At 66.7% G+C, this 18,851-nt stretch carries 22 protein-coding genes; 7 read left to right on the top strand and 15 right to left on the bottom strand.

The features are described from left to right. Positions 1-14: 14 nt before the first annotated feature. Together H607_RS11540 and H607_RS0103325 are read left to right on the top strand one after the other, a co-directional pair. On the top strand, positions 15-746 hold the full coding sequence (locus H607_RS11540) for a ComF family protein (protein ID WP_051240612.1): 732 nt from the start codon (positions 15-17) through the stop codon (positions 744-746). Positions 747-751: 5 nt separating this feature from the next. Continuing rightward, complete coding sequence (locus H607_RS0103325) at positions 752-1,216, top strand: tRNA (cytidine(34)-2'-O)-methyltransferase (RefSeq protein ID WP_028874257.1); 465 nt, start codon at positions 752-754, stop codon at positions 1,214-1,216. A 6-nt stretch (positions 1,217-1,222) separates the two neighbouring features. Here H607_RS0103325 and H607_RS0103320 read toward each other — a convergent pair whose 3' ends face one another. Genes H607_RS0103320 through H607_RS0103300 form a run of 5 tightly spaced genes read right to left on the bottom strand, consistent with a single transcriptional unit; the run spans position 1,223 to position 3,933 of the window. Further along, positions 1,223-2,224 (bottom strand): NAD(P)H-dependent glycerol-3-phosphate dehydrogenase, encoded by a 1,002-nt coding sequence (locus tag H607_RS0103320; RefSeq protein ID WP_028874256.1) that lies wholly within the window; start codon positions 2,222-2,224, stop codon positions 1,223-1,225. Further along, positions 2,224-2,700 carry an SH3 domain-containing protein gene (locus tag H607_RS11535; protein WP_051240611.1) on the bottom strand — a complete coding sequence of 159 codons (477 nt, stop codon included), beginning with the start codon at positions 2,698-2,700 and terminating at the stop codon, positions 2,224-2,226. The genes H607_RS0103320 and H607_RS11535 overlap by 1 nt, the downstream gene beginning before the upstream one ends. A gap of 7 nt (positions 2,701-2,707) precedes the next feature. Continuing rightward, complete coding sequence (gene secB, locus H607_RS0103310; RefSeq protein WP_028874255.1) at positions 2,708-3,196, bottom strand: protein-export chaperone SecB; 489 nt, start codon at positions 3,194-3,196, stop codon at positions 2,708-2,710. Between the two features lie 27 nt (positions 3,197-3,223). After that, positions 3,224-3,505, bottom strand: a complete 282-nt coding sequence (gene grxC, locus H607_RS0103305; RefSeq protein WP_028874254.1) for a glutaredoxin 3 — start codon at positions 3,503-3,505, stop codon at positions 3,224-3,226. Beyond that, positions 3,502-3,933, bottom strand: a complete 432-nt coding sequence (locus H607_RS0103300; RefSeq protein ID WP_037989407.1) for a rhodanese-like domain-containing protein — start codon at positions 3,931-3,933, stop codon at positions 3,502-3,504. Before H607_RS0103300 ends, grxC begins: the two co-directional genes overlap by 4 nt. 130 nt (positions 3,934-4,063) lie before the next feature. Here H607_RS0103300 and gpmA point away from each other — a divergent pair, with 130 nt between their 5' ends. Genes gpmA through H607_RS0103280 form a run of 4 tightly spaced genes read left to right on the top strand, consistent with a single transcriptional unit; the run spans position 4,064 to position 8,416 of the window. Further along, positions 4,064-4,813: a 2,3-diphosphoglycerate-dependent phosphoglycerate mutase gene (gpmA, locus tag H607_RS0103295; protein ID WP_028874252.1), complete on the top strand. Its 750-nt coding sequence runs from the start codon at positions 4,064-4,066 to the stop codon at positions 4,811-4,813. 25 nt (positions 4,814-4,838) lie between these two features. Further along, positions 4,839-6,188 (top strand): murein hydrolase activator EnvC family protein, encoded by a 1,350-nt coding sequence (locus tag H607_RS11530; RefSeq protein ID WP_051240610.1) that lies wholly within the window; start codon positions 4,839-4,841, stop codon positions 6,186-6,188. Between the two features lie 21 nt (positions 6,189-6,209). Then, the gene (locus H607_RS11525) at positions 6,210-7,649 is read left to right on the top strand and encodes a S41 family peptidase (protein ID WP_083961912.1); all 1,440 of its coding nucleotides are present in this window, start codon (positions 6,210-6,212) and stop codon (positions 7,647-7,649) included. An 8-nt stretch (positions 7,650-7,657) separates the two neighbouring features. Next, the gene (locus H607_RS0103280; protein WP_028874251.1) at positions 7,658-8,416 is read left to right on the top strand and encodes a TOMM precursor leader peptide-binding protein; all 759 of its coding nucleotides are present in this window, start codon (positions 7,658-7,660) and stop codon (positions 8,414-8,416) included. On the opposite strand, the gene ribD is transcribed toward H607_RS0103280, so the two are convergent. Genes ribD through H607_RS0103250 form a run of 6 tightly spaced genes read right to left on the bottom strand, consistent with a single transcriptional unit; the run spans position 8,381 to position 14,785 of the window. Then, entirely contained in the window at positions 8,381-9,493 is a 1,113-nt protein-coding gene (ribD, locus tag H607_RS0103275) for a bifunctional diaminohydroxyphosphoribosylaminopyrimidine deaminase/5-amino-6-(5-phosphoribosylamino)uracil reductase RibD (RefSeq protein ID WP_425426871.1), read from the bottom strand. The two genes, H607_RS0103280 and ribD, sit on opposite strands and share 36 nt — an antisense overlap. Further along, positions 9,468-9,980, bottom strand: a complete 513-nt coding sequence (nrdR, locus tag H607_RS0103270; protein ID WP_028874249.1) for a transcriptional regulator NrdR — start codon at positions 9,978-9,980, stop codon at positions 9,468-9,470. Before nrdR ends, ribD begins: the two co-directional genes overlap by 26 nt. Positions 9,981-9,990: 10 nt before the next feature. Further along, the gene (gene glyA, locus H607_RS0103265) at positions 9,991-11,241 is read right to left on the bottom strand and encodes a serine hydroxymethyltransferase (RefSeq protein ID WP_028874248.1); all 1,251 of its coding nucleotides are present in this window, start codon (positions 11,239-11,241) and stop codon (positions 9,991-9,993) included. Positions 11,242-11,293: 52 nt separating this feature from the next. Beyond that, positions 11,294-11,962 carry a histidine phosphatase family protein gene (locus tag H607_RS0103260; RefSeq protein WP_051240609.1) on the bottom strand — a complete coding sequence of 223 codons (669 nt, stop codon included), beginning with the start codon at positions 11,960-11,962 and terminating at the stop codon, positions 11,294-11,296. Position 11,963: 1 nt separating this feature from the next. Beyond that, positions 11,964-13,193 (bottom strand): pyridoxal-dependent decarboxylase, exosortase A system-associated, encoded by a 1,230-nt coding sequence (locus H607_RS0103255; protein ID WP_211218460.1) that lies wholly within the window; start codon positions 13,191-13,193, stop codon positions 11,964-11,966. A 2-nt stretch (positions 13,194-13,195) separates the two neighbouring features. After that, positions 13,196-14,785: an acyl-CoA ligase (AMP-forming), exosortase A system-associated gene (locus H607_RS0103250; RefSeq protein WP_028874245.1), complete on the bottom strand. Its 1,590-nt coding sequence runs from the start codon at positions 14,783-14,785 to the stop codon at positions 13,196-13,198. A gap of 69 nt (positions 14,786-14,854) precedes the next feature. On the opposite strand from H607_RS0103250, the gene H607_RS0103245 reads away from it, so the two are divergent. Beyond that, positions 14,855-15,109, top strand: a complete 255-nt coding sequence (locus H607_RS0103245) for an acyl carrier protein (RefSeq protein WP_028874244.1) — start codon at positions 14,855-14,857, stop codon at positions 15,107-15,109. Between the two features lie 18 nt (positions 15,110-15,127). Here the strand turns inward: H607_RS0103245 and argB are convergent, their stop codons facing one another. The 4 genes from argB to H607_RS0103225 are packed head-to-tail and all read right to left on the bottom strand — an operon-like array spanning position 15,128 to position 18,809. Beyond that, positions 15,128-16,030: an acetylglutamate kinase gene (gene argB / locus H607_RS0103240; protein WP_028874243.1), complete on the bottom strand. Its 903-nt coding sequence runs from the start codon at positions 16,028-16,030 to the stop codon at positions 15,128-15,130. Between the two features lie 16 nt (positions 16,031-16,046). Next, positions 16,047-17,840, bottom strand: coding sequence for an aspartate--tRNA ligase (gene aspS / locus H607_RS0103235; protein WP_028874242.1), 1,794 nt, complete (start codon positions 17,838-17,840; stop codon positions 16,047-16,049). 30 nt (positions 17,841-17,870) lie between these two features. Beyond that, the gene (locus H607_RS0103230) at positions 17,871-18,503 is read right to left on the bottom strand and encodes a DUF502 domain-containing protein (protein WP_028874241.1); all 633 of its coding nucleotides are present in this window, start codon (positions 18,501-18,503) and stop codon (positions 17,871-17,873) included. A gap of 30 nt (positions 18,504-18,533) precedes the next feature. Further along, entirely contained in the window at positions 18,534-18,809 is a 276-nt protein-coding gene (locus H607_RS0103225) for an FmdB family zinc ribbon protein (RefSeq protein ID WP_028874240.1), read from the bottom strand. Between the last annotated feature and the right edge of the window lie 42 nt (positions 18,810-18,851).

Here is an 18,851-nt window from a genome sequence, read left to right as displayed (position 1 = left end):
TGCAGGGGGAGGAAATGAATCTGCCGGATTTTACGCTGCTCGTCGATTTTTTCCTGCCGTCGCACTGCGGCGTGTGCGGCCTGGGGACGACGGTGCGGGGCGTGTGCGCATCCTGCCAAGCCGAATTCACCCCCTGGACGCAGGAGGCGGCCTGTGGGCGCTGCGGCGATCGTCTGACGGAGGACGAGCGTGAAGAAGGGATCTGCGCCGAATGTACGCTGGATCCACCATTCTTTGACGCCGTGCGGGCGGGGTTCTGGTACGAGCCGCCGCTCGATGCTCTGATTCAGCGCTTCAAGTATGGTGGAGATCTGCGCCTGGGGCGCGCTCTGGCGCGGGCCTTGGCGCAGGAGCTGTCCTCTCCGCCGGCGGTCGACGTCCTCGTGCCCGTGCCGCTCGCACGTCAGCGGCTGCGCTCGCGCGGTTTCAATCAGGCCGCGGTGCTCGCCCGCGATCTGGGTGCCGCATGGCACGTGCCGGTTCTGCTCGAAACAGTGCAGCGCCGGCGCGAGACGCCGCACCAGGCCCGTCTGCACGCCGCGGCGAGGCGCGAGAACTTGCGCGGTGCCTTCGCCGTGGATCGGGCGCAGGGGATCGCCGGCAGACGGGTGAGCGTGGTCGATGACGTGCTCACCACGGGGGCGACGCTGAACGCTCTGGCCGCGGTCTTGCTGGAATGCGGCGCGGCTGCGGTCCGGGGAATCGTGCTGGCACGGGCGCTTTCGCCATCCCGTCGGAGTCGATGAGGAACATGTTCGAGATCGTCCTCTTTCAGCCGGAGATCGCGCCCAATACCGGCAACGTGATCCGCCTGGCTGCAAACACGGGGGCGCGGCTGCATCTGGTGCGACCGCTGGGTTTCGTGCTCGAAGACAAGGGGCTGCGCCGGGCGGGGCTCGATTATCACGACCTTGCGCGGGTGGTGGTGCACGAGGATTGGGCGGCGTGCCGCGTCTGGCTGGGCGCGCGGCGCCGTTTCCTGCTGACGACCAAAGGCGCACGGCGCTATGCGGACGTGGCGTTCGCGCCAGGGGATGTCTTCGTCTTCGGCTCCGAGACGCGTGGCGTGCCCGACGAGGTGGCGGCGGAATTCGCCGAGGAGACGCGCCTGCGCATCCCCATGTTGCCGGGCAACCGCAGTCTCAATCTGTCGAACGCCGTCGCGCTCGTCGTCTATGAGGCCTGGCGGCAGCAGGGATTTCCGGGCGGAGGGTGAGGAGGGTCAAACGCGCTCGAACTTCGGATCGCGCGCGAGCAAGGTCTCCAGCACATCGTCGGCGGTGACGCCCGGTTCGAAGAGCAGACGATGGACGGCCTCGGCGATGGGCAGCTCGATGCCGTGGCGGTGGGCGAGCGCTACCGCGGCGCGGGTGGTGGGCACGCCCTCGGCGACGTGCCCCAGTTCGGTGAGGATCTCCGCTAGCGGCTTGCCGGTGGCGAGCATGAGCCCGACGCGGCGGTTGCGCGAGAGCTGCCCGGTGGTGGTGAGGATCAGATCGCCCATGCCCGCCAGTCCCATCAAGGTTTCGTCGCGCCCGCCGAGCGCTCGGGCCAAGCGGGCGATCTCCGCCAAACCCCGTGTGATCAGGGCAGCGCGGGCGTTGAGCCCGCAGCCCAGACCATCGGCTACGCCCGCGGCGATGGCGATGACGTTTTTGAGCGCTCCGCCCACCTCGGCCCCGACCACGTCGTCGTGGGCGTAGAGGCGCAAGCGCGGCTGGTGCAGCTGCTCGACCCAATGCTTGGCCCAGTGGGCGTCGGCGGCGGCAAGCACCATGGCGGTGGGCAAGTTGCGTGCCACTTCCAGGGCGAAACTGGGGCCGGTGAGCACGCCTGCCCGCGGCGCTGGCAGCTCCAGGGGCCAGGATTCGGCAACGATGCGATGCGGCAGTGCCAGGCGCTCGGGGTCGATACCCTTGCAGGCCCAGAGAAAGGGAAGATTCGGGCGCTCGCGCGCGAGCGCCGCCACCGCGGCCCCAAGCCCCGCGAGCGGCGTGACGATCAGAGCGAGATTCGCCCCCGCGAGTGCCTCGGGCAGACTCGCCGTGATCGCGATTTCTGCCGGCAGCTCCACCTCCGGTAGATAACGGCGGTTGCGGCGTTCGTACGCGATTTGCTGCGCCTGAACCGGGTCGCGACACCACAGGCGTACGTGGTGGCGGCGTGCCATGGCAATGGCGAGCGCCGTGCCCCAGGCTCCGGCGCCGAGTACGGCGAGCTGCATCACAATCCCCAGACGGCGCTGCGGGCAATGAACCCGCGCAGCGAGCCGACCGTGACTTCGGCCCAGCCGTCGCTCGTACCCAGCAGCGCCAGAACGACATTGCGTTCGACCTCGCAGACGATGGCCGCCTCGGGATCGGGCGCCGAGCGGATTTCGGCACGGTCGACGATGACGATCACGGTGCGCAGATCGTCGAGATTGGCGGCAGGCACCCAGTACAACCCCCCTTCAGCATCCCGGATCTGCGCCCATTCCCCCCGGTTTTGAATCCATTCCACCGGGGTGCCGGGCAGCAGCGAAAAAACAGGGACCGGCTCTCCGGGGGCGAGATAGGCCGGGGTGAGGGTGGTGATGTGGCGATACGTCGCCCCTTCGGCATGCACTGGCGCTTGCGCCAGGAGGCCAAAGGCGAGGGCCAGCCAGGCGCATAGCTTGCCGAGACCTCGTGTCAGGGTTCTGCCGCCCCGCCGTTTCATCGTCGACTCACTGCAGGCGGGCTTCGCCTTCGCTGCTCTGGGCGATCTCGGCCTGCCGTTTCTGCTGAGCGTAGAGCGCTTCGAAATTGACCGGCGCGAGGATCACCGGCTGGAAACCGGCGCGCAGCGACGAGGAGGTGATGGCTTCGCGCGCATAGGGGTAGAGCAGATTGGGGCAGGCGACGAAGAGCAGCGGTTCGAGGTTTTCTTCCGGCACGTTGCGGATCTGGAAGATGCCGGCTTGTGCCGCTTCGATGAGGAAGAGCGTTTTGTCCTGGCCGATCTTGGCGGTGACGGTCACGGTCAGTGTGACGTCGAAGAATCCCTCATCGAGGCGCGTGGCGGCGGTGGCCAGTTGGACGTCGATGTTGGGCGTCTCGCGCTCGAGAAAACATTGCGGCGCGTTGGGAACCTCGATCGAGAGGTCGCGCACGTAGAGTTTCTCGACGCTGAAGATCGGCTGATCGGAGGTTTGCGTACCGTTGGTGTCGCTCATGGCAGGGTTCCGTAATGAAGAATAGAATCAATGGGAGGCAGAGGTACCTTGCAGCAGGGCGTCGAGCTTGCCCTGACGCTCGAGTTCATAGAGATCGTCGCAGCCGCCGATGTGCGTCTCGCCGATGAAGATCTGCGGGACGGTGCGCCGACCGGTGAGGCGGATCATCTCGTCGCGCTGCTCGGGATCGCGGTCGATCAGGATCTTTTCGATCTCGGTCACACCCTTGCGCCGCAGCAGCTGTTCGGCCCGGACGCAATAGGGGCAGACTTGCGTGGCGTACATGCGCACTTTGGGGGATTCGCTCATTTCTTCTTCCTCGAGGATTCGCTCTCGAGCGGCAGATTGGCCTTGCGCCAGGCATCGAGGCCGCCGGCGAGCGTATAGGCGTGGGGGAAACCGGCGGCGCGCAGCTTCTTGCAGGCGGTGGCCGAACGCACGCCACTGTCACAGTAGAGGATGAGGTGGCGCGAACGCATCTGCTCGAGGCGATGGTCTTCCAGGAGACGCTCGGCGGGCACGTGGAGGGCATTGGGCAGGTGCGCCTTGCGGTAGTCGGCCTCGCCGCGGATGTCGACGAAGACGGCGTCTTCACGGTTGACCATGATGACTGCTTGAGTGGGGGTGACGCGACTGTCGTCGGTGGCACTGCGTATCGTTTCGACGAGCCACCACAGGCCACTGGCCACGGCGAGCAAGGCCCAGTGCCAGTTCTGCACGAGGAATTCCTGCAACATTGCCTCCTTTCATGACGGGATGGGACGACGCACGTGCGACGGCTGCGATAAAATGCTCGGCTCGATCGTGGTTTGCATCTGCCGTCGCCCGAGCGTCGATCGAGGTGTCCAATCATATCAGAGGATGATCATGTACAAGATCGTGCTGTTGCGTCATGGCGAGTCCGTGTGGAACAAGGAGAATCGTTTCACGGGCTGGACCGACGTCGATCTCACGGAGAAAGGCGTCGAAGAGGCGCGCGCGGCCGGGCGGCTGCTGCGCGAGCGGGGATTTGCCTTCGATCGGGCGTTTACCTCGGTGCTGAAACGAGCGAACAAGACGCTCAACATCGTGCTCGAAGAGCTCGATCAGCTATGGTTGCCGGTGGAGCATTCCTGGCGGCTCAACGAGCGCCACTACGGCGCGCTGCAGGGGCTGGACAAGGCCGAGATGGCAGCCAAATACGGCGACGAGCAGGTGCTGCTGTGGCGCCGTTCCTACGACGTTCCGCCGCCGCCGTTGCCCGAGGGCGATCCGCGCATCACCGCCGACGATCCGCGCTACCGCGATCTGCCCAAGGCCGAGTTTCCCCGCACCGAATGCCTCAAGGATACGGTGGCGCGCTTCGTTCCTTACTGGCAGACGGTGATCGTGCCGCGCATTCTCGCCGGGGAGCGTATCCTCATCGCGGCGCATGGCAACAGCCTGCGCGCGCTCATCAAATATCTCGACCACGTGTCGGACCAGGACATCGTCGGGCTCAACATCCCCACGGCCCAGCCCCTCGTCTATGAGCTGGACGAGAGCTGCCGGCCGCTCAAGAGCTATTACCTCGCTGACGAGGAGACGATCAAGGCGCAGCAGGCGGCCGTGGCGGCGCAAGGGCGCGCAAAAAGGTGAACCGAATGCCTCGGGCGGCGTGCCGATGATCGTGCGCAGACTGGCCGTCCCGGTGGGGGTCGTGCTACTGGCCTTGGTCGGTTCGCTCGCCCATGCAGCCGGAGCGCCGCAGGGAGGGGGGCTAGGAGAAAAACGCTCCGAGCTCCAAAACCTGCAGCGCGAGATGCAGCGCATCGACCGCGAGGTGCGCCAGACCGAGTCGCGCCGCCAGGAGACCGAGGCAAAGCTGCAAGAAGCGGAACGTGCGGCCAATGCCTCGGCGCGCAAGCTGGAGCGGCTGCGCGCGGAAGAATCGGCGCTGTCTGCGCGCATCGCCGAGAACGAGGCGACGCTGGCGGAGTTGGAACGCTCGATCGCCCGGCATCAAGAAGAGGTGGCCTCGTGGGCGCGGGAGTATTACCGCCGCCAGCGGCCGCTCGATCCGATTTTCTCCAGCGAAGAGCCGGCCGAAGCGGGCAGACGCGCGCATTATCTAGAGCTGCTCGCCGCCGATCGGGCCCGGCGCATCGCTGCCTTGCGCGAGCAGCAATCCCGCGCGGTGGCGCTGCGTGCGGAGCTCAAGCGCCGTCAGGAGCGGCTGGCGCAGGTGAGGGAAGAGGTCGCGCAGGAAGCGGAACGCTGGCAGGGGTTGGCGCAGCAGCGGCGGCAGCTGCGCGAGGAGTTGGCGCGACAGCTCCAGGCGGCCAAAGATCGCAAGCGCGAGATCGAGGCGGATGCCACGGCGCTCACCCAGCTGATCCGTCGGCTGGAAGCCCAGGAGCGGGCACGGCGCGAGGAGGAGGCACGGCAGGAGCGTCTGCGGCGGGAGGAAGAGGCAAGACGCGAGCGTGAGCGGCGTGAGGCGGCGCGGCGCGCAGCGGCGCAAGCCAAACGCGAGGCGAACCTTGCGTCCCCTGCCGAGTCTGCGGCATCGAAATCTCCGGAAGACGAGGCGCCGTCGCGCCCGGCGCGGCGCATCGCCGACGCATCGGCCGCCGGAACCCCCCTCTCCGGACTGCACGGCCGCCTGGGCTGGCCGGTGCAGGGTAGTGTGCAGGGACGCTTTGGCGCGTCCCGCCCCGAGGGGGGGACGTGGCGCGGGGTGTTCATTGCCGCGGGGGCGGGGCAGCCGGTACGGGCCGTGGCCGATGGCGTGGTCGCCTACGCTGATTGGCTGCGCGGTTATGGTAATCTGATCATCCTCGATCATGGAGGCGGCTATCTCACCGTCTACGCCAATGCGGACTCCCTTTTGCGTGAGCCGCAGCAGCGGGTGCGGGCCGGAGAGACGATCGCCACCACGGGGACGAGCGGCAACATGGGCCGCTCGGGGTTATACTTTGAAATCAGGCACAATGGCGAGCCGCTCGATCCCCTGCGATGGATCGGCGGCTGACACAATCTCGGGGTGATGCGAATGCGGCGCTGGATCAGTCGGGTTTCTTTGTTGGTAGTAGCGGTGGTGGGCGGTGTCCTGCTCACGCTCAATCTGTCGGCCTGGGCCGAGCGCAATGCCTCGCCCTCCCTGCCGCTCGAAGAGTTGCGGGCGTTTGCCGAGGTCTACGACGCGGTCAAGAAGGGCTACGTCGAGCCGGTGGAGGATCAAAAGCTCATCACCGAAGCCATTCGCGGCATGGTGAGCGGCCTCGATCCGCATTCGGCCTATCTCGATCCCGAGGAATACCAGGAGCTGCAGGTCGGCACCCAGGGCGAGTTCGGCGGTCTGGGAATCGAAGTCGGCATGGAAGACGGTTTCGTCAAAGTCGTCTCCCCGATCGAGGATACGCCGGCGTTTCGTGCCGGCATCAAGGCGGGCGATCTGATCGTGAAAATCGACGAGACGCCGGTCAAGGGCATGAGCCTGCGCGATGCGGTCAAGCGCATGCGGGGCAAACCCGGTACCAAGGTGAAGCTCACCATCGTGCGCAAGGAGGTCGATAAGCCCATCGTGCTCACCCTCACGCGCGAGGTGATCACCGTGCGCAGCGTCAAGAGCAAGCGCGACGGAAACATCGCCTACGTGCGGGTGACGCAGTTCCAGGAAAATACCGGCCCCATGCTCATCGAGCAGCTGCGCAAGCTGCGCAAGGAAGGGGTGCCGCAGGGGGTAATTCTGGACCTGCGCAACGATCCGGGAGGATTGCTCAACGCGGCGATCGGTGTATCCGGCGCCTTCCTGCCCGACGACGCGCTGGTGGTGAAAACTTCCGGCCGCCTACCGGATTCGCAGCGTGAATACCGCGTGCGCCCGTCCGACTATCTGCGCGGACCCCGCGAGCGTGACTACTTGGCCGATCTGCCGCCGGAGTATCGCTCCTTGCCGATGGTGGTGCTGGTCAATGGCGGTTCGGCTTCTGCCTCCGAGATCGTGGCTGGCGCCTTGCAGGATCACGGCCGGGCGAAGATCATGGGGACGCGCTCGTTCGGCAAGGGCTCGGTGCAGACCATCCTGCCGCTCAACAACGGCGCGGCGCTCAAGCTCACCACGGCGCTCTATTACACCCCCAGCGGCCGTTCGATCCAGGCCAAGGGCATCGAGCCCGACTTCGTCGTCGAAGAAACCGAGAAAGGGGCGGCCCGTTTCCTGCGCGAGGCCGACTTGCAGCAACACCTCGAACTCGACGGCAAAGGCATCAAACGGGCCGAGTCCGGCGAGGCAGGCGAGGCGACCAGCGGGGAGAACAAGGAGGAAACGCCTGCCGAGGAACCCGATCTGCCGCCGAAATTCGAGTACGGTTCGGCCGAAGACCGGCAATATCAGGCAGCCTTGAAGTGGCTGCGTGAAGGGGTAGCGCCGCCGGCGCCGCCGGCCGAGACCTCCGCCCTCGGTAAAGCCCCGAAAACGGCGAAACGCTGACCCGATCGATGGACGATGCGGCGCTGCTGCGCTACAGCCGCCACCTGCTCCTGCCCGAGATCGGCATCGAAGGGCAGGAGCGCATCGGACAGGGCAAGGTACTGATCGTCGGGGCGGGTGGCTTGGGCTGCCCGGCGGCGTGGTATCTCGCCTCGGCCGGTATCGGCCGGCTGTTTCTCGCCGACGATGACGTGGTCGATGCTACCAACCTGCAGCGCCAGACGCTCTACGACGAAAGCACCCTTGGTCAGCCCAAGGTGCTGGCGGCACAGACGGCGCTTGCCCGCGTCAACCCGCTGGTCGAGGTGGTGCCGCTGCAGACGCGGCTCGAGGGAGATCGTCTGGCACAGGCGGTGGCGGAGGTCGACCTGGTGCTCGATTGCAGCGACAACTTCCCCACGCGCCACGCCGTCAACCGCGCCTGCGTGGCGGCCGGAAAACCGCTATTTTCCGGCTCGGCGATCCGTTTCTCGGGGCAGATCGCCGTGTTCGACCGGGCGGGGCGCGGCGGGCCGTGCTACCGCTGCCTTTTTCCCGAAGAGGCCGAGGACGAGGAGCTGCGCTGCGCCGTGATGGGCGTGTTCGCGCCGCTCACCGGCCTCATCGGCACGGCGCTCGCCGCCGAGGCGATCAAGTGGCTCGCGGGACTGGGGGCGGCGCTTTCCGGCAGGCTGGTGCTCTTCGATGCCTTGACGATGCAGTGGCGCAGCTTGAACGTGGCGCGCGACCCCTCATGTCCGGTCTGTGGGGCGCAGGCGCAGGCGTAGGTCTTCGCCCAGGCGTTTCGTCTCTTCCACGCGAAAGCGCGGCGCTTCTTCGAGCGTGCCCGGTTCGGGCAGGGCGAAGAGGGCGCGCGCCTGATTCCCGAGCACGCAAGGGGCGGCGTAGTGCAGCCATTCATCGACGAGACCTGCGGTAAGGAACGCGGCGTTCGCCGTGGCGCCGGCTTCGATCAGGACTTCGTTGATCTCGTGTGCTCCCAGCCAGCGGGCGAGCGCCGCGAGATCGATGCGCCCGGCGGCGTCGGCCGGTAGCCGGACGACGCGATGCCCCCGGGCTTCGAGGCGGGCGCGTTTCTCCGGCTCTTCTCGCACCGTGAAAATCCACACCGGCTCGCCGTGCAGCAGGCGGGCGGATTCGGGCAGGCGCAGGCGGCTGTCGAGCACGGCGCGGCGCGGCGCGCGTCGGCAAGGGACGTGGCGCACCGTGAGCTCGGGATCGTCGGCGAGCACGGTGGCGATGGTGGTGAGCACGAGGCAGGAGCGGGCGCGCCAGCGGTGCACGTCGCGTCGGGCGGCTTCGCCCGTGATCCAGCGGCTGCGCCCGTCGGCGAGCGCGGTGCGTCCGTCGAGCGTGGCGGCGGTCTTCAGACGGAACCAGGGCCGGCCCTGGGTCATGCGGGTGAGAAAACCCCGGTTGAGCTCGGCGGATGCTTCGGCGCACAGCCCGACGTCGACGGGGATGCCCGCCTCACGCAGTCGTTCGACCCCTTTGCCGGCCACGCGGGGATTGGGGTCTTGCAGGGCGACGACGACGCGCCCTACGCCGGCGGCGATGAGGGCGTCGGCGCAGGGTGGAGTGCGGCCGTGATGGCTGCAGGGTTCGAGCGTGACGTAGACGGTGGCGCCGCGCGCGGCCGCTCCGGCCTGGCGCAGGGCGTGGATCTCGGCGTGCGGTTCGCCGGCGCGCTCGTGCCATCCTTCACCGAGCAGCTGCCCGTCGGGGGAGACGATGACGCAGCCGACGCGCGGATTGGGCGTGGTGGTCTCCAGCCCTTTGCGCGCGAGCCGCAACGCTCGGCGCATCCAGTACAGGTCGTCAGGAACGGACGAGGTCGGCGGCATCGTCGTCGGTGTTCTTCTCGCTGCGCTTGCGTCGGGCGCTTGCCTGCACGTCGCGGATGAGCTCGGCGAATTTGCCGACGTCCTCGAAATTGAGGTATACCGAGGCGAAACGCACGTAGGCGACTTGGTCGAGGCGTTTCAAGGATTCCATCACCATCTCGCCGATCACGGTGCTGGGGACCTCGCTCGCGCCGCTCGACAAGAGCTCCGCTTCGATGCGCTCGATCGTGTGTTCGATCGTCTCGGCGGGCACGGGGCGCTTGCGCAAGGCCAGCCGCAGGCTGGCGGCGAGCTTTTCCCGGTCGAAGTCCTCGCGCGAGCCGTCGCGCTTGACGACGACCGGGGGTTTGAGGTCGACCCGCTCATAGGTGGTGAAACGGCGCTGGCAGTTGGCGCAGCGGCGGCGACGGCGCACGACGCTGCCGTCGTCGCTCTCACGCGTGTCGAGCACCTGGGTGTCCGCATCGCCACAGAAGGGGCATTTCATCGCGGAGGAATCAATGCTCGTAGACGGGGAACCGGCGGCACAGGTCGGTGACTTCCTCACGGACACGGGCGAGTACGGTTTCGTCGCTGGGCGCTTCGAGCACGTCGGCGATGAGGTGCGCTACCCGTTCGGCTTCGAGCTCGCCAAACCCGCGGGTGGTCATGGCCGGGGTGCCGATGCGGATGCCTGAGGTGACCATGGGTTTTTCCGGGTCGTTGGGAATGGCGTTCTTGTTGACCGTGATGTGGGCCCGCCCCAGCGCCGCTTCGGCATCCTTGCCCGTGACGCCCTTGGGGCGCAGGTCGACGAGGAAGAGGTGCGATTCGGTGCGTCCGGAGACGATGCGCAGCCCCCGCTCTTCCCCCAGCACCCGCGCCATGACCTGGGCGTTGAGCACGACCTGTTCCTGATAGCGCTTGAATTCGGGGCTCATGGCCTCCTTGAAGGCAACGGCCTTGGCGGCGATGACGTGCACGAGCGGGCCGCCCTGCAGACCGGGGAAGATGGCGGAGTTGATCGCCTTTTCATGCTCGGCTTTCATGAGGATGACGCCGCCGCGCGGCCCGCGCAGCGTCTTGTGCGTGGTGGAAGTGACGACGTCGGCGTGCGGCACGGGATTGGGGTAGAAGCCGGCGGCGATGAGACCGGCGTAGTGGGCCATGTCGACCCAGAAGATCGCTCCCACATCGCGGGCGACCTTGGCAAAACGCTCCCAATCGATGCGCAGAGAATAGGCCGAGGCCCCGGCGACGATGATCTTGGGTTTGTGTTCGTGGGCCAGCCGCTCCATGCGGTCGTAGTCGATCTCCTCGCGCTCGTTGAGCCCGTAGGCGACGACGTTGAACCATTTGCCGGAGAGGTTGAGCGGCATGCCGTGCGTGAGGTGCCCGCCTTCGGCGAGGCTCATGCCCATGATGGTGTCGCCGGGCTTGGCGAAGGCCATGAGCACCGCCTGATTGGCCTGCGAGCCCGAGTGGGGCTGCACGTTGGCCGCTTCCGCGCCAAAGAGTTTCTTCAGCCGCTCGATGGCCAGCCGCTCGATGACGTCGACGTGTTCGCAGCCGCCGTAGTAGCGCTTGCCGGGATAACCCTCCGCGTACTTGTTGGTGAGCTGCGAGCCCTGCGCCTGCATGACGGCGTAGGAGACGTAGTTTTCGGAGGCGATGAGTTCGATGTGCTCTTCCTGCCGGCGGTTTTCGGCTTCGATCGCGGCGAAGAGCTCCGGATCGACCTGGGCGAGGCCATCGGTTTTGCGGAACATGGGGGACTCCGTCGGGGTTCGGAAACGGGAAATTCTAGCACGGGGCGCGAGGTCACATCGCGGCGATCTCGTCGCGCGCCGGCGCTTCGAGGTGCGAGGTTTCGGCCCAGGCGAGGATCTCGCGCGTTCGCCCCCAGCGTACCCACGACAGGCCGCAGTTGGGGATGGGGAAGTCGCGCTTGCGCTCGAGCGGCAGTCCCTCGACGTGGCGGCGCACGGCATCGAGCACGCCGCCGTGGGTGACGATGAGCACGGCTTCGCCGCGATGGGCGCGGGCGAGTTCGTCGAGCGTGCGGCCGATGCGGGTGAACGTTTCGCTGAGCGCTTCACCGCCGAGCGGTCGGTAGTGGGGATCACGGCTCGCATAGCGGGCGTAGCCCTGAGGATCGAGCCGTTCGGCTTCTTCGGGCAAGAGCCCCTGGAAGTGGCCGCAGTGCCGCTCGCGCAGGCCCGGATGCGGCTGAAGGGGCGCGTCTTCGCCGAGAATGAGGCGGGCGGTCTCGAGCGTGCGCGCGAGGTCGCTCGCGTAGTGCGCGGCAAAGGGGATTCCGGCAAGGGCACGGCGCACGGCCAGCGCCTGGCGGCGGCCGGTGTCGTTGAGCGGCACGTCGAGATGCCCCTGGATGCGTTTCTCGCGGTTCCAGTCGGTTTCGCCGTGGCGAACCAAACAAAAGAGCGCGTCGTCGCCATCGGGCAACGGAAAAGGGAGTATTCGTTTCATTTTATACGAGGGTTTCGATCACATCGGGATGGGAGAGGAAGGCGCGAGGACTTGCGCTCGCGCCGTAAGCACCGGATTGATAGACCACGAAGAGATCACCCGGTTCGGCCGGCGGTAACGGCACCTCTTGGGCGAGGATGTCGAGCGGGGTGCACAGCGGTCCAACCACGGTGACCCGTTCGCTCGCCGGCAGGTGCATCTTGTTGCCGATCGCCACGGGGTAGTTTTTGCGGATCACTTGACCGAAGTTGCCGCTCGCGGCCAGATGCTGGTGCAGGCCGCCGTCGACCACGAGAAACGTCGTGTCGCGCGAGCGTTTCTTGTCGAGCACGCGGCAGACGTAGAGTCCCGCTTCGCCTACGAGGTAGCGCCCCAGTTCGATGACGAGTTCGGTCGCGGGCAGGAGGCGGTGCAGCTCGGCGGCGAGCGCGCGCAGGTTCTCGCCCACCGGTTCGAGCGCGAGGGGCTGCTCGCCGGGAAAATAAGGGATGCCGAATCCGCCGCCGAGGTTGAGCCAGCGCGGCGGTGCAGGCAGCTGTTCGGCAAGCCGGACGAGGCGCTCGAAGGCGGCGCGCTGCACGGCCACGAGCGCTGCGGCATCCAGGATCTGCGAGCCGGCGTAGAGGTGCAACCCCTCGAGGGCAAGGCCGGCGGCATGCAGAGATTCGAGTATGACCGGAGCGCGCTCGAGGTCGATGCCGAAGGGTTTGGCCCCGCCACCCATCTTCATGCCGGCGCGCTTGAGCTCGAAATCGGGATTGAGCCGCAGCGCGAGGTGCGGTGCGATGCCGAGCGACTCGGCGTGGTCGAGCACGCGCGACAGTTCGCGTTCGGATTCGAGGGTGATCGTGATTCCTGCGGCCAGCGCTTGGCGCAGCTCTTCCTCCCGCTTGCCCGGACCGGCAAAGGCGATGCGCTCGGCTGGCATGCCGCAGTCGAGCGCGAGCGCCATTTCGCCGGCGGAAGCGACGTCGAACCCGTCGGTCTCGCGCGCGAGTAGCGCCACGAGCGGCGGGAAGGGATTGGCCTTGAGGGCATAGTGCAGGCGCACCTCGGGGCCGATCGCCGCGCGCACGCGGGCCACGCGCGCACCTATCCGGCTCCGGTCGTAGGCGTAGAAAGGCGTGCGGCCGATGCGCTCGGCAAGCAGGGTGAGCGGCAGGCCGCCCACGGTGAGCTCACCACGCGCGTCGACGGGGAATTCGTTCATCGGCGCGTGTTCCGGGGTCATGCTCATTTCTGGGTCTTGGCGTGCCGGGCGAGCCGTTCGCGGATCGCCGGGCGGTCGAGCTTGCCGTTGGGGTTGCGCGGCAGTGGGTGATCGGACACGAGGAAGACGTGCGGTACCTGGTAGGGGGGCAGGTGCTGGCGGCAATGTCGACGCAAGGTTTCCGGATCGAAGGGTTCGACCGCCGGTTGCAGCGCCACGGCGATGATTTGGCCGAGCCGCTCGTCTTCCAGCCCGCAGGCGCAGCACTCGCGCACGAGCCCGGAGGCGAGGAGCGCTTCTTCGATCTCGGTGGGGCTGACGCGGTAGCCGGAGGTCTTGATCATCTCGTCGCGCCGCCCGGCGAAGTAGAGGTAACCCTCTTCGTCGAGCCAGCCGTAGTCCCCGGAGAACACCGCCCACTCGCGCACCGGCACTTGCGCTGGGCGCGGATCGACGGCGGCGGGCAAAGGTCGGAAACGCTCGGCAGTGCGCTCGGGGTCGTTCCAGTAGCCTTGCGCCACCAGAGGACCGCGCTGGACGATTTCACCCACTTCGCGCGGGGCGCAGGGGGTGCCGTCGTCGCGCAGTACGAACACTTCGGCGTTGGGGATGGCGCGGCCGATCGAATCCGGGCGGCGGTCGATCTCTTCCGGCGGCAGGTACGTGGCGCGGAAGGCTTCCGTGAGGCCGTACATGAGGTAGGGTTTGGCTTGGGGCGCGAGGGCGCGCAAGCGCTCGAGCACGCGCCGCGGCAGTTTTCCGCCGGTGTTGGCGAAATAGCGCAAGCGGGCGGCGACGGAGGCCGGCCAGTCGAGCTCGGCGAGCGCCACCCACAGCGGCGGCACGGCGGTGAGCCCCGTGACGTGCTCGCGCTCCATGGTGCGCAGCACGTCGACGGGCAGCAGGTAGTTGAGCAGCACCACGCGCGCCCCAGCGCAAAAAGCCGTGGTGAGCTGGGAAAAGCCTGCATCGAACGAGAGCGGCAGCGCTGCGAGCAGTACGTCGTCCGGGGAATTTTCCAGATAGCTCGCCACCGATTGGGCGCCGGCGACGAGATTGCGATGCGAAAGCACCACCCCTTTGGGGCGTCCTGTGCTGCCGGAAGTGTAGAGGATGGCGGCGACATCGTGCTCCGTGGCGGGCGGTGCGGCGAAGGCACCGGCCTGCGCCAGGCACTCATGCCAGGAACGGCCCTCGGGCGGCGTACTTTGTCCTGCTTCTTCCACGGCGAGCACGAGCGGTGCGATGCCTTCGGGCCAGGGCAAGAGAGTGCGCAGCCGCGTCGGGGCGGTGACGAGGCAGCGCGCGCCGCTGTCGCGCAGCAGGTAGTGTACTTGCTCGGCCTTGAGGAGCGGATTGATCGGCACGAAGATGGCGCCGGTGGCGGCTGCGCCGAAACAGGCGATGACCGTCTCGGGTCGTTTGTCGAGCCAGACGGCGACGCGATCGCCGCGCCGAATACCCAGCGACTGCAGGGCCGCGGCGCAGCGCTCGATTTCCCGCGCGAACCGGGCGTAGGTGAGATGTTCGTTGCCGGAAGTGAGCGCCCGCGCTTCGGGGCGACGTTCGGCGTGATACCGTGGCAGATGCCACAGCAGGAGCGGTGGATGCATCGCGGTGCGACCTCCCGTTATAATCATCGTTTCGCCACTTCCGGGCGAGGCAGCACGAAGGAGATGGGTTTGGACGTCGAACGCAGAGTGCTCGAAATCTTGAGCGAGGCACTCGAATTGCCACCCGAGCGCCTGCAGACCCTGGGGCGCGAGAGCGCGCTTTTGGGAGCCGTGCCCGAGCTCGACTCGATGGGGGTGTTGGCCGTGATCCATCTCCTCGAAGAGCGTTTCGACTTCATCATAGGCGACGACGAGATCGATGGCACCACCTTCGCCACGCTCGGCTCGCTCGTCGACTTCGTGGCGGAGAAGCTCGGCGGCTGACGCGCCGCCATCTTCCCTCTACTCGGCCCGGATCATGGTGCCGACCCCATGGTCGGTGAGGATCTCGACGAGCAGCGCATGTTCGACGCGCCCGTCGATGATGTGCACCGAGCGCACGCCGTTCCTGGCCGCTTCCAGCGCCGAGGCGATCTTGGGCAGCATCCCGCCCGAGAGCGTGCCATCGGCCACCAGTGCGTCGATTTCGCGTGGCGTGAGCCCCGTAAGGAGTTTGCCGTTCTTGTCGAGCACGCCGGGGGTGTTGGTCATGAGAATGAGCTTTTCGGCGCGTAGCACTTCGGCGAGTTTGCCGGCCACCAGGTCGGCGTTGATGTTGTAGGTCTGGCCGTCCTCACCCACGCCGATCGGGGCGATCACCGGGATGAAGTCGCCGCGATCGAGAAACTGGATGATCGAAGGGTCGATTCGGCTCACTTCGCCCACCTGACCGATGTCGATGAGCGCCTCGCCGTCGTCGCGCTGGCGCAGGCGCATGCGGCGCGCACGGATGAATCCTCCGGCGTCCTTGCCGGTGAGTCCGACCGCTTTGCCGCCGTGCCGATTGATGAGGTTGACGATTTCCTTGTTTACCTGGCCGCCCAGCACCATCTCGACCACGTCCATGGTCTCGGCGTCGGTGACGCGCATCCCCTGGACGAATTCTCCTTTCTTGCCGATGCGTTCGAGCAGACGCTCGATCTGCGGCCCGCCGCCATGCACCACCACGGGGTTCATGCCGACGAGCTTGAGCAGAACCACGTCGCGCGCGAAACTATCTTTGAGGCGTTCGTCGGTCATGGCGTTGCCGCCGTATTTGATGACGAGCGTCTTGTCGAAGAACTGGCGGATGTAGGGCAGCGCCTCGGCGAGTACGTCGGCTTTTTGCGCGGCGGTGAGCGGGGCGTCGGAGGTTTCCCGGGTCATGGCGTCGTCCTTGGCATCAGGCGTTCTTGGCCGGTTTTTCCGGTTCGATGCGCAGGCGGATGTGCAGCTCGCGCAGCTGTTTCTCATCGACCGGGCTGGGGGCATGGGTGAGCAGGCACTGGGCGCGCTGCGTTTTGGGGAAGGCGATCACGTCGCGGATCGACTCGGCGCGCGCCATCATCGCCACGATACGATCGAGCCCGAAGGCGAGACCGCCATGGGGCGGGGCGCCGTACTTGAGCGCGTCGAGCAGGAAACCGAACTTGGCGCGCGCCTCCTCTTCGCCGATGCCGAGTACGGCGAAGACGCGCCGCTGCACTTCCTCGCGGTGGATGCGCACCGAGCCACCGCCGATCTCCCAGCCGTTGAGGGCGAGGTCATAAGCCTTGGCGCGCACGCTGCCCGGGTCGGATTCCAGCCGCTCGAGGTCTTCGTCCTTGGGCGAGGTGAAGGGGTGATGCAGCGCCACCCAGCGTTTTTCTTCCTCGTCGTATTCGAACATGGGGAAATCGGTGATCCATACCGGCGCCCAGTCGGCTCCCGTGAGAAAGCCTTTTTCGTGCCCGATCTTGGTGCGCAGCGCCCCCAACGCATCGTAGACCACCTTGGGTTTGTCGGCGCCAAAGAAGATGAGATCGCCGCTTTGCGCGCCGGTGCGCTCGAGGATGGCGCGCAGCGCCTGCTCGTGCAGGTTCTTGACGATGGGGGATTGCAGGCCGGTTTCGTCGGGGCGGCTCGCGTCGTTCACCTTGATGTAGGCGAGCCCCTTGGCGCCGTAGATGCCGACGAATTTGGTGTATTCGTCGATTTCGCCACGGGTGAGCTGCGCCCCGCCGGGGATGCGCAGCGCCATCACCAGCCCGCCGGAATTGGCCGGGCCGGAGAAGACCTTGAAGGCGACGTCGCGCACCGCGTCGGTGACGTCGGTGAGCTCCAGCGTCACGCGCAGGTCGGGCTTGTCCGAACCGAAACGCGCCATTGCCTCGGCATAGCTCAGCCGCGGGAAGGGATCGGGCAGGTGCACACCGAGCGCCTCGGCGAAGACCTCGCGGATCATGGCTTCGGCGAGCGCCGTGATCTGCGCTTCCGTCATGAAGGAAGTCTCGATATCGACCTGGGTGAATTCGGGCTGACGGTCGGCACGCAGGTCTTCGTCGCGGAAGCACTTGGTGATCTGGTAGTAGCGGTCGAACCCCGAGACCATCAGCATCTGTTTGAAGAGCTGGGGCGACTGCGGCAGGGCGTAGAAGTGGCCCGGATGCACGCGCGAAGGCACGAGGTAGTCACGCGCACCCTCGGGGGTACTGCGCGTGAGCATGGGCGTTTCGATGTCGACGAAACCCTGCGCGTCGAGGAAACGGCGGAAGGCACGCGCAGTGCGGTAGCGCAGCATGAGGTTTGCCTGCATCACGGGGCGACGCAGGTCGATGACGCGGTGCGTCAGGCGCACCGTCTCCGAGAGGTTGGTCTCGTCGAGCTGAAAAGGCAGGGGCGCGGCGGCGTTGAGCACTTCCAAATCACGGCACAGCACCTCGATCTCGCCGGTGGGCAGATTCGGGTTCTCGGTGCCGGCGGGACGGCGGCGCACCGTACCGGTGACACGAACGACGTATTCGTTGCGCAGGGATTCGGCGGTGCGGAATGTTTCGGGAGAATCGGGATCGCAGACGATCTGCACCAGGCCTTCGCGGTCGCGCAGGTCGAGGAAGATGACACCGCCGTGATCGCGTCGGCGATGGACCCAGCCGCAGAGGGTGACGGTCTGGTCGAGGTGTTCGGCATTGATTTGTCCGCAATAATGAGTGCGCATGGACGATCCGTTTTTGTTTGAAAGAGGAAATCAGTTTCCCGCGTCGGGGGAAGGAGCCGAGGAAGACATCGCCGTCGGCGTGATGGTGCCCAGAGAGATCACGTACTTGAGCGCTTCGTCGATGCCGAGCTCGAGCGGGACGACCTCGCTCTCGGGCACCAAGAGAAGGAAACCGGAAGTGGGGTTGGGGGTGGTCGGTACATAGACGGCGATCATGGGTTCGGCGACGCCGGTGCCGCCGATCAGCGGTGCCGGAGGCTCTCCGGTGACGAAGGCCACGGTCCAGGCGCCGCGGCGGGGATATTCGACGAGCACGGCCGTGCGAAAGGCTTGGCCGCCTTCAGAGAAGAGCGTTTCCGAAACTTGTTTGACGCTCGAATAGAGGCTCTTGACGATGGGGATGCGTTGAATGAGCGCCTCCCACAGCTCGATGAGACGCTGCCCGAGTACGTTGGCGGCGACGATACCCGTACTCAAGACGAGACCTACGGCCACCAGCACGCCGAGCCCAGGGATGCGATAGCCCAGCAGCGCCTCGGGTCGCCAGCGCTCGGGCAACCAGTCGATGAGGGCATCGAGCGTGCCGACGATCCAGGCGAGTACCGCGAAGGTGACGACGATGGGCAGCCAGACGAGCAGACCCGTCACGAAGTAGCGGCGCATCGTCGCCCTCGTTCCTTTCGCCCGTAAGGCTCAGTGGCAGCCGCAGGCGCCGCCGCAGCAGCCCCCGCCGGAAGTCGCGGGCTTGTCACCGCTCTCGCTGCTGGAAGATTTGGCCGATGAACCGCCCCCTTTGAAGTCGGTGGCGTACCAGCCGCTGCCCTTCAGCTGGAAACCGGCGGCGGAGACGAGTTTCTCGTAGTGGGTGCCACCGCAGTCGGGGCAGTGTGCGATCGGCGCATCGCCGAGTTTCTGCAGATGTTCGTGTTGGGCGCCGCAATCGGCGCAGCGGTATTCATAGATGGGCATCGCCGAGTCTCCTTGGTTGGAACGACGTGGAACCGATGCGAA

This window comes from Tepidiphilus margaritifer DSM 15129 (genome assembly GCF_000425565.1).
Taxonomy (GTDB): domain Bacteria; phylum Pseudomonadota; class Gammaproteobacteria; order Burkholderiales; family Rhodocyclaceae; genus Tepidiphilus; species Tepidiphilus margaritifer.
The sequence above is the reverse complement of the archived record's forward strand: the minus strand, read 5'-3'. Positions and strand labels throughout refer to the sequence as shown.

What these genes read in the sequence shown, in the direction of transcription:
- H607_RS11540 (WP_051240612.1), top strand. Translation starts at nt 15, where the DNA reads ATGAATCTGCCGGATTTTACGCTGCTCGTCGATTTTTTCCTGCCGTCG.
- H607_RS0103325 (WP_028874257.1), top strand. Translation starts at nt 752, where the DNA reads ATGTTCGAGATCGTCCTCTTTCAGCCGGAGATCGCGCCCAATACCGGC.
- H607_RS0103320 (WP_028874256.1), bottom strand. Translation starts at nt 2,224, where the DNA reads ATGCAGCTCGCCGTACTCGGCGCCGGAGCCTGGGGCACGGCGCTCGCC.
- H607_RS11535 (WP_051240611.1), bottom strand. Translation starts at nt 2,700, where the DNA reads ATGAAACGGCGGGGCGGCAGAACCCTGACACGAGGTCTCGGCAAGCTA.
- secB (WP_028874255.1), bottom strand. Translation starts at nt 3,196, where the DNA reads ATGAGCGACACCAACGGTACGCAAACCTCCGATCAGCCGATCTTCAGC.
- grxC (WP_028874254.1), bottom strand. Translation starts at nt 3,505, where the DNA reads ATGAGCGAATCCCCCAAAGTGCGCATGTACGCCACGCAAGTCTGCCCC.
- H607_RS0103300 (WP_037989407.1), bottom strand. Translation starts at nt 3,933, where the DNA reads ATGTTGCAGGAATTCCTCGTGCAGAACTGGCACTGGGCCTTGCTCGCC.
- gpmA (WP_028874252.1), top strand. Translation starts at nt 4,064, where the DNA reads ATGTACAAGATCGTGCTGTTGCGTCATGGCGAGTCCGTGTGGAACAAG.
- H607_RS11530 (WP_051240610.1), top strand. Translation starts at nt 4,839, where the DNA reads ATGATCGTGCGCAGACTGGCCGTCCCGGTGGGGGTCGTGCTACTGGCC.
- H607_RS11525 (WP_083961912.1), top strand. Translation starts at nt 6,210, where the DNA reads ATGCGGCGCTGGATCAGTCGGGTTTCTTTGTTGGTAGTAGCGGTGGTG.
- H607_RS0103280 (WP_028874251.1), top strand. Translation starts at nt 7,658, where the DNA reads ATGGACGATGCGGCGCTGCTGCGCTACAGCCGCCACCTGCTCCTGCCC.
- ribD (WP_425426871.1), bottom strand. Translation starts at nt 9,493, where the DNA reads ATGCCGCCGACCTCGTCCGTTCCTGACGACCTGTACTGGATGCGCCGA.
- nrdR (WP_028874249.1), bottom strand. Translation starts at nt 9,980, where the DNA reads ATGAAATGCCCCTTCTGTGGCGATGCGGACACCCAGGTGCTCGACACG.
- glyA (WP_028874248.1), bottom strand. Translation starts at nt 11,241, where the DNA reads ATGTTCCGCAAAACCGATGGCCTCGCCCAGGTCGATCCGGAGCTCTTC.
- H607_RS0103260 (WP_051240609.1), bottom strand. Translation starts at nt 11,962, where the DNA reads ATGAAACGAATACTCCCTTTTCCGTTGCCCGATGGCGACGACGCGCTC.
- H607_RS0103255 (WP_211218460.1), bottom strand. Translation starts at nt 13,193, where the DNA reads ATGACCCCGGAACACGCGCCGATGAACGAATTCCCCGTCGACGCGCGT.
- H607_RS0103250 (WP_028874245.1), bottom strand. Translation starts at nt 14,785, where the DNA reads ATGCATCCACCGCTCCTGCTGTGGCATCTGCCACGGTATCACGCCGAA.
- argB (WP_028874243.1), bottom strand. Translation starts at nt 16,030, where the DNA reads ATGACCCGGGAAACCTCCGACGCCCCGCTCACCGCCGCGCAAAAAGCC.
- aspS (WP_028874242.1), bottom strand. Translation starts at nt 17,840, where the DNA reads ATGCGCACTCATTATTGCGGACAAATCAATGCCGAACACCTCGACCAG.
- H607_RS0103230 (WP_028874241.1), bottom strand. Translation starts at nt 18,503, where the DNA reads ATGCGCCGCTACTTCGTGACGGGTCTGCTCGTCTGGCTGCCCATCGTC.
- H607_RS0103225 (WP_028874240.1), bottom strand. Translation starts at nt 18,809, where the DNA reads ATGCCCATCTATGAATACCGCTGCGCCGATTGCGGCGCCCAACACGAA.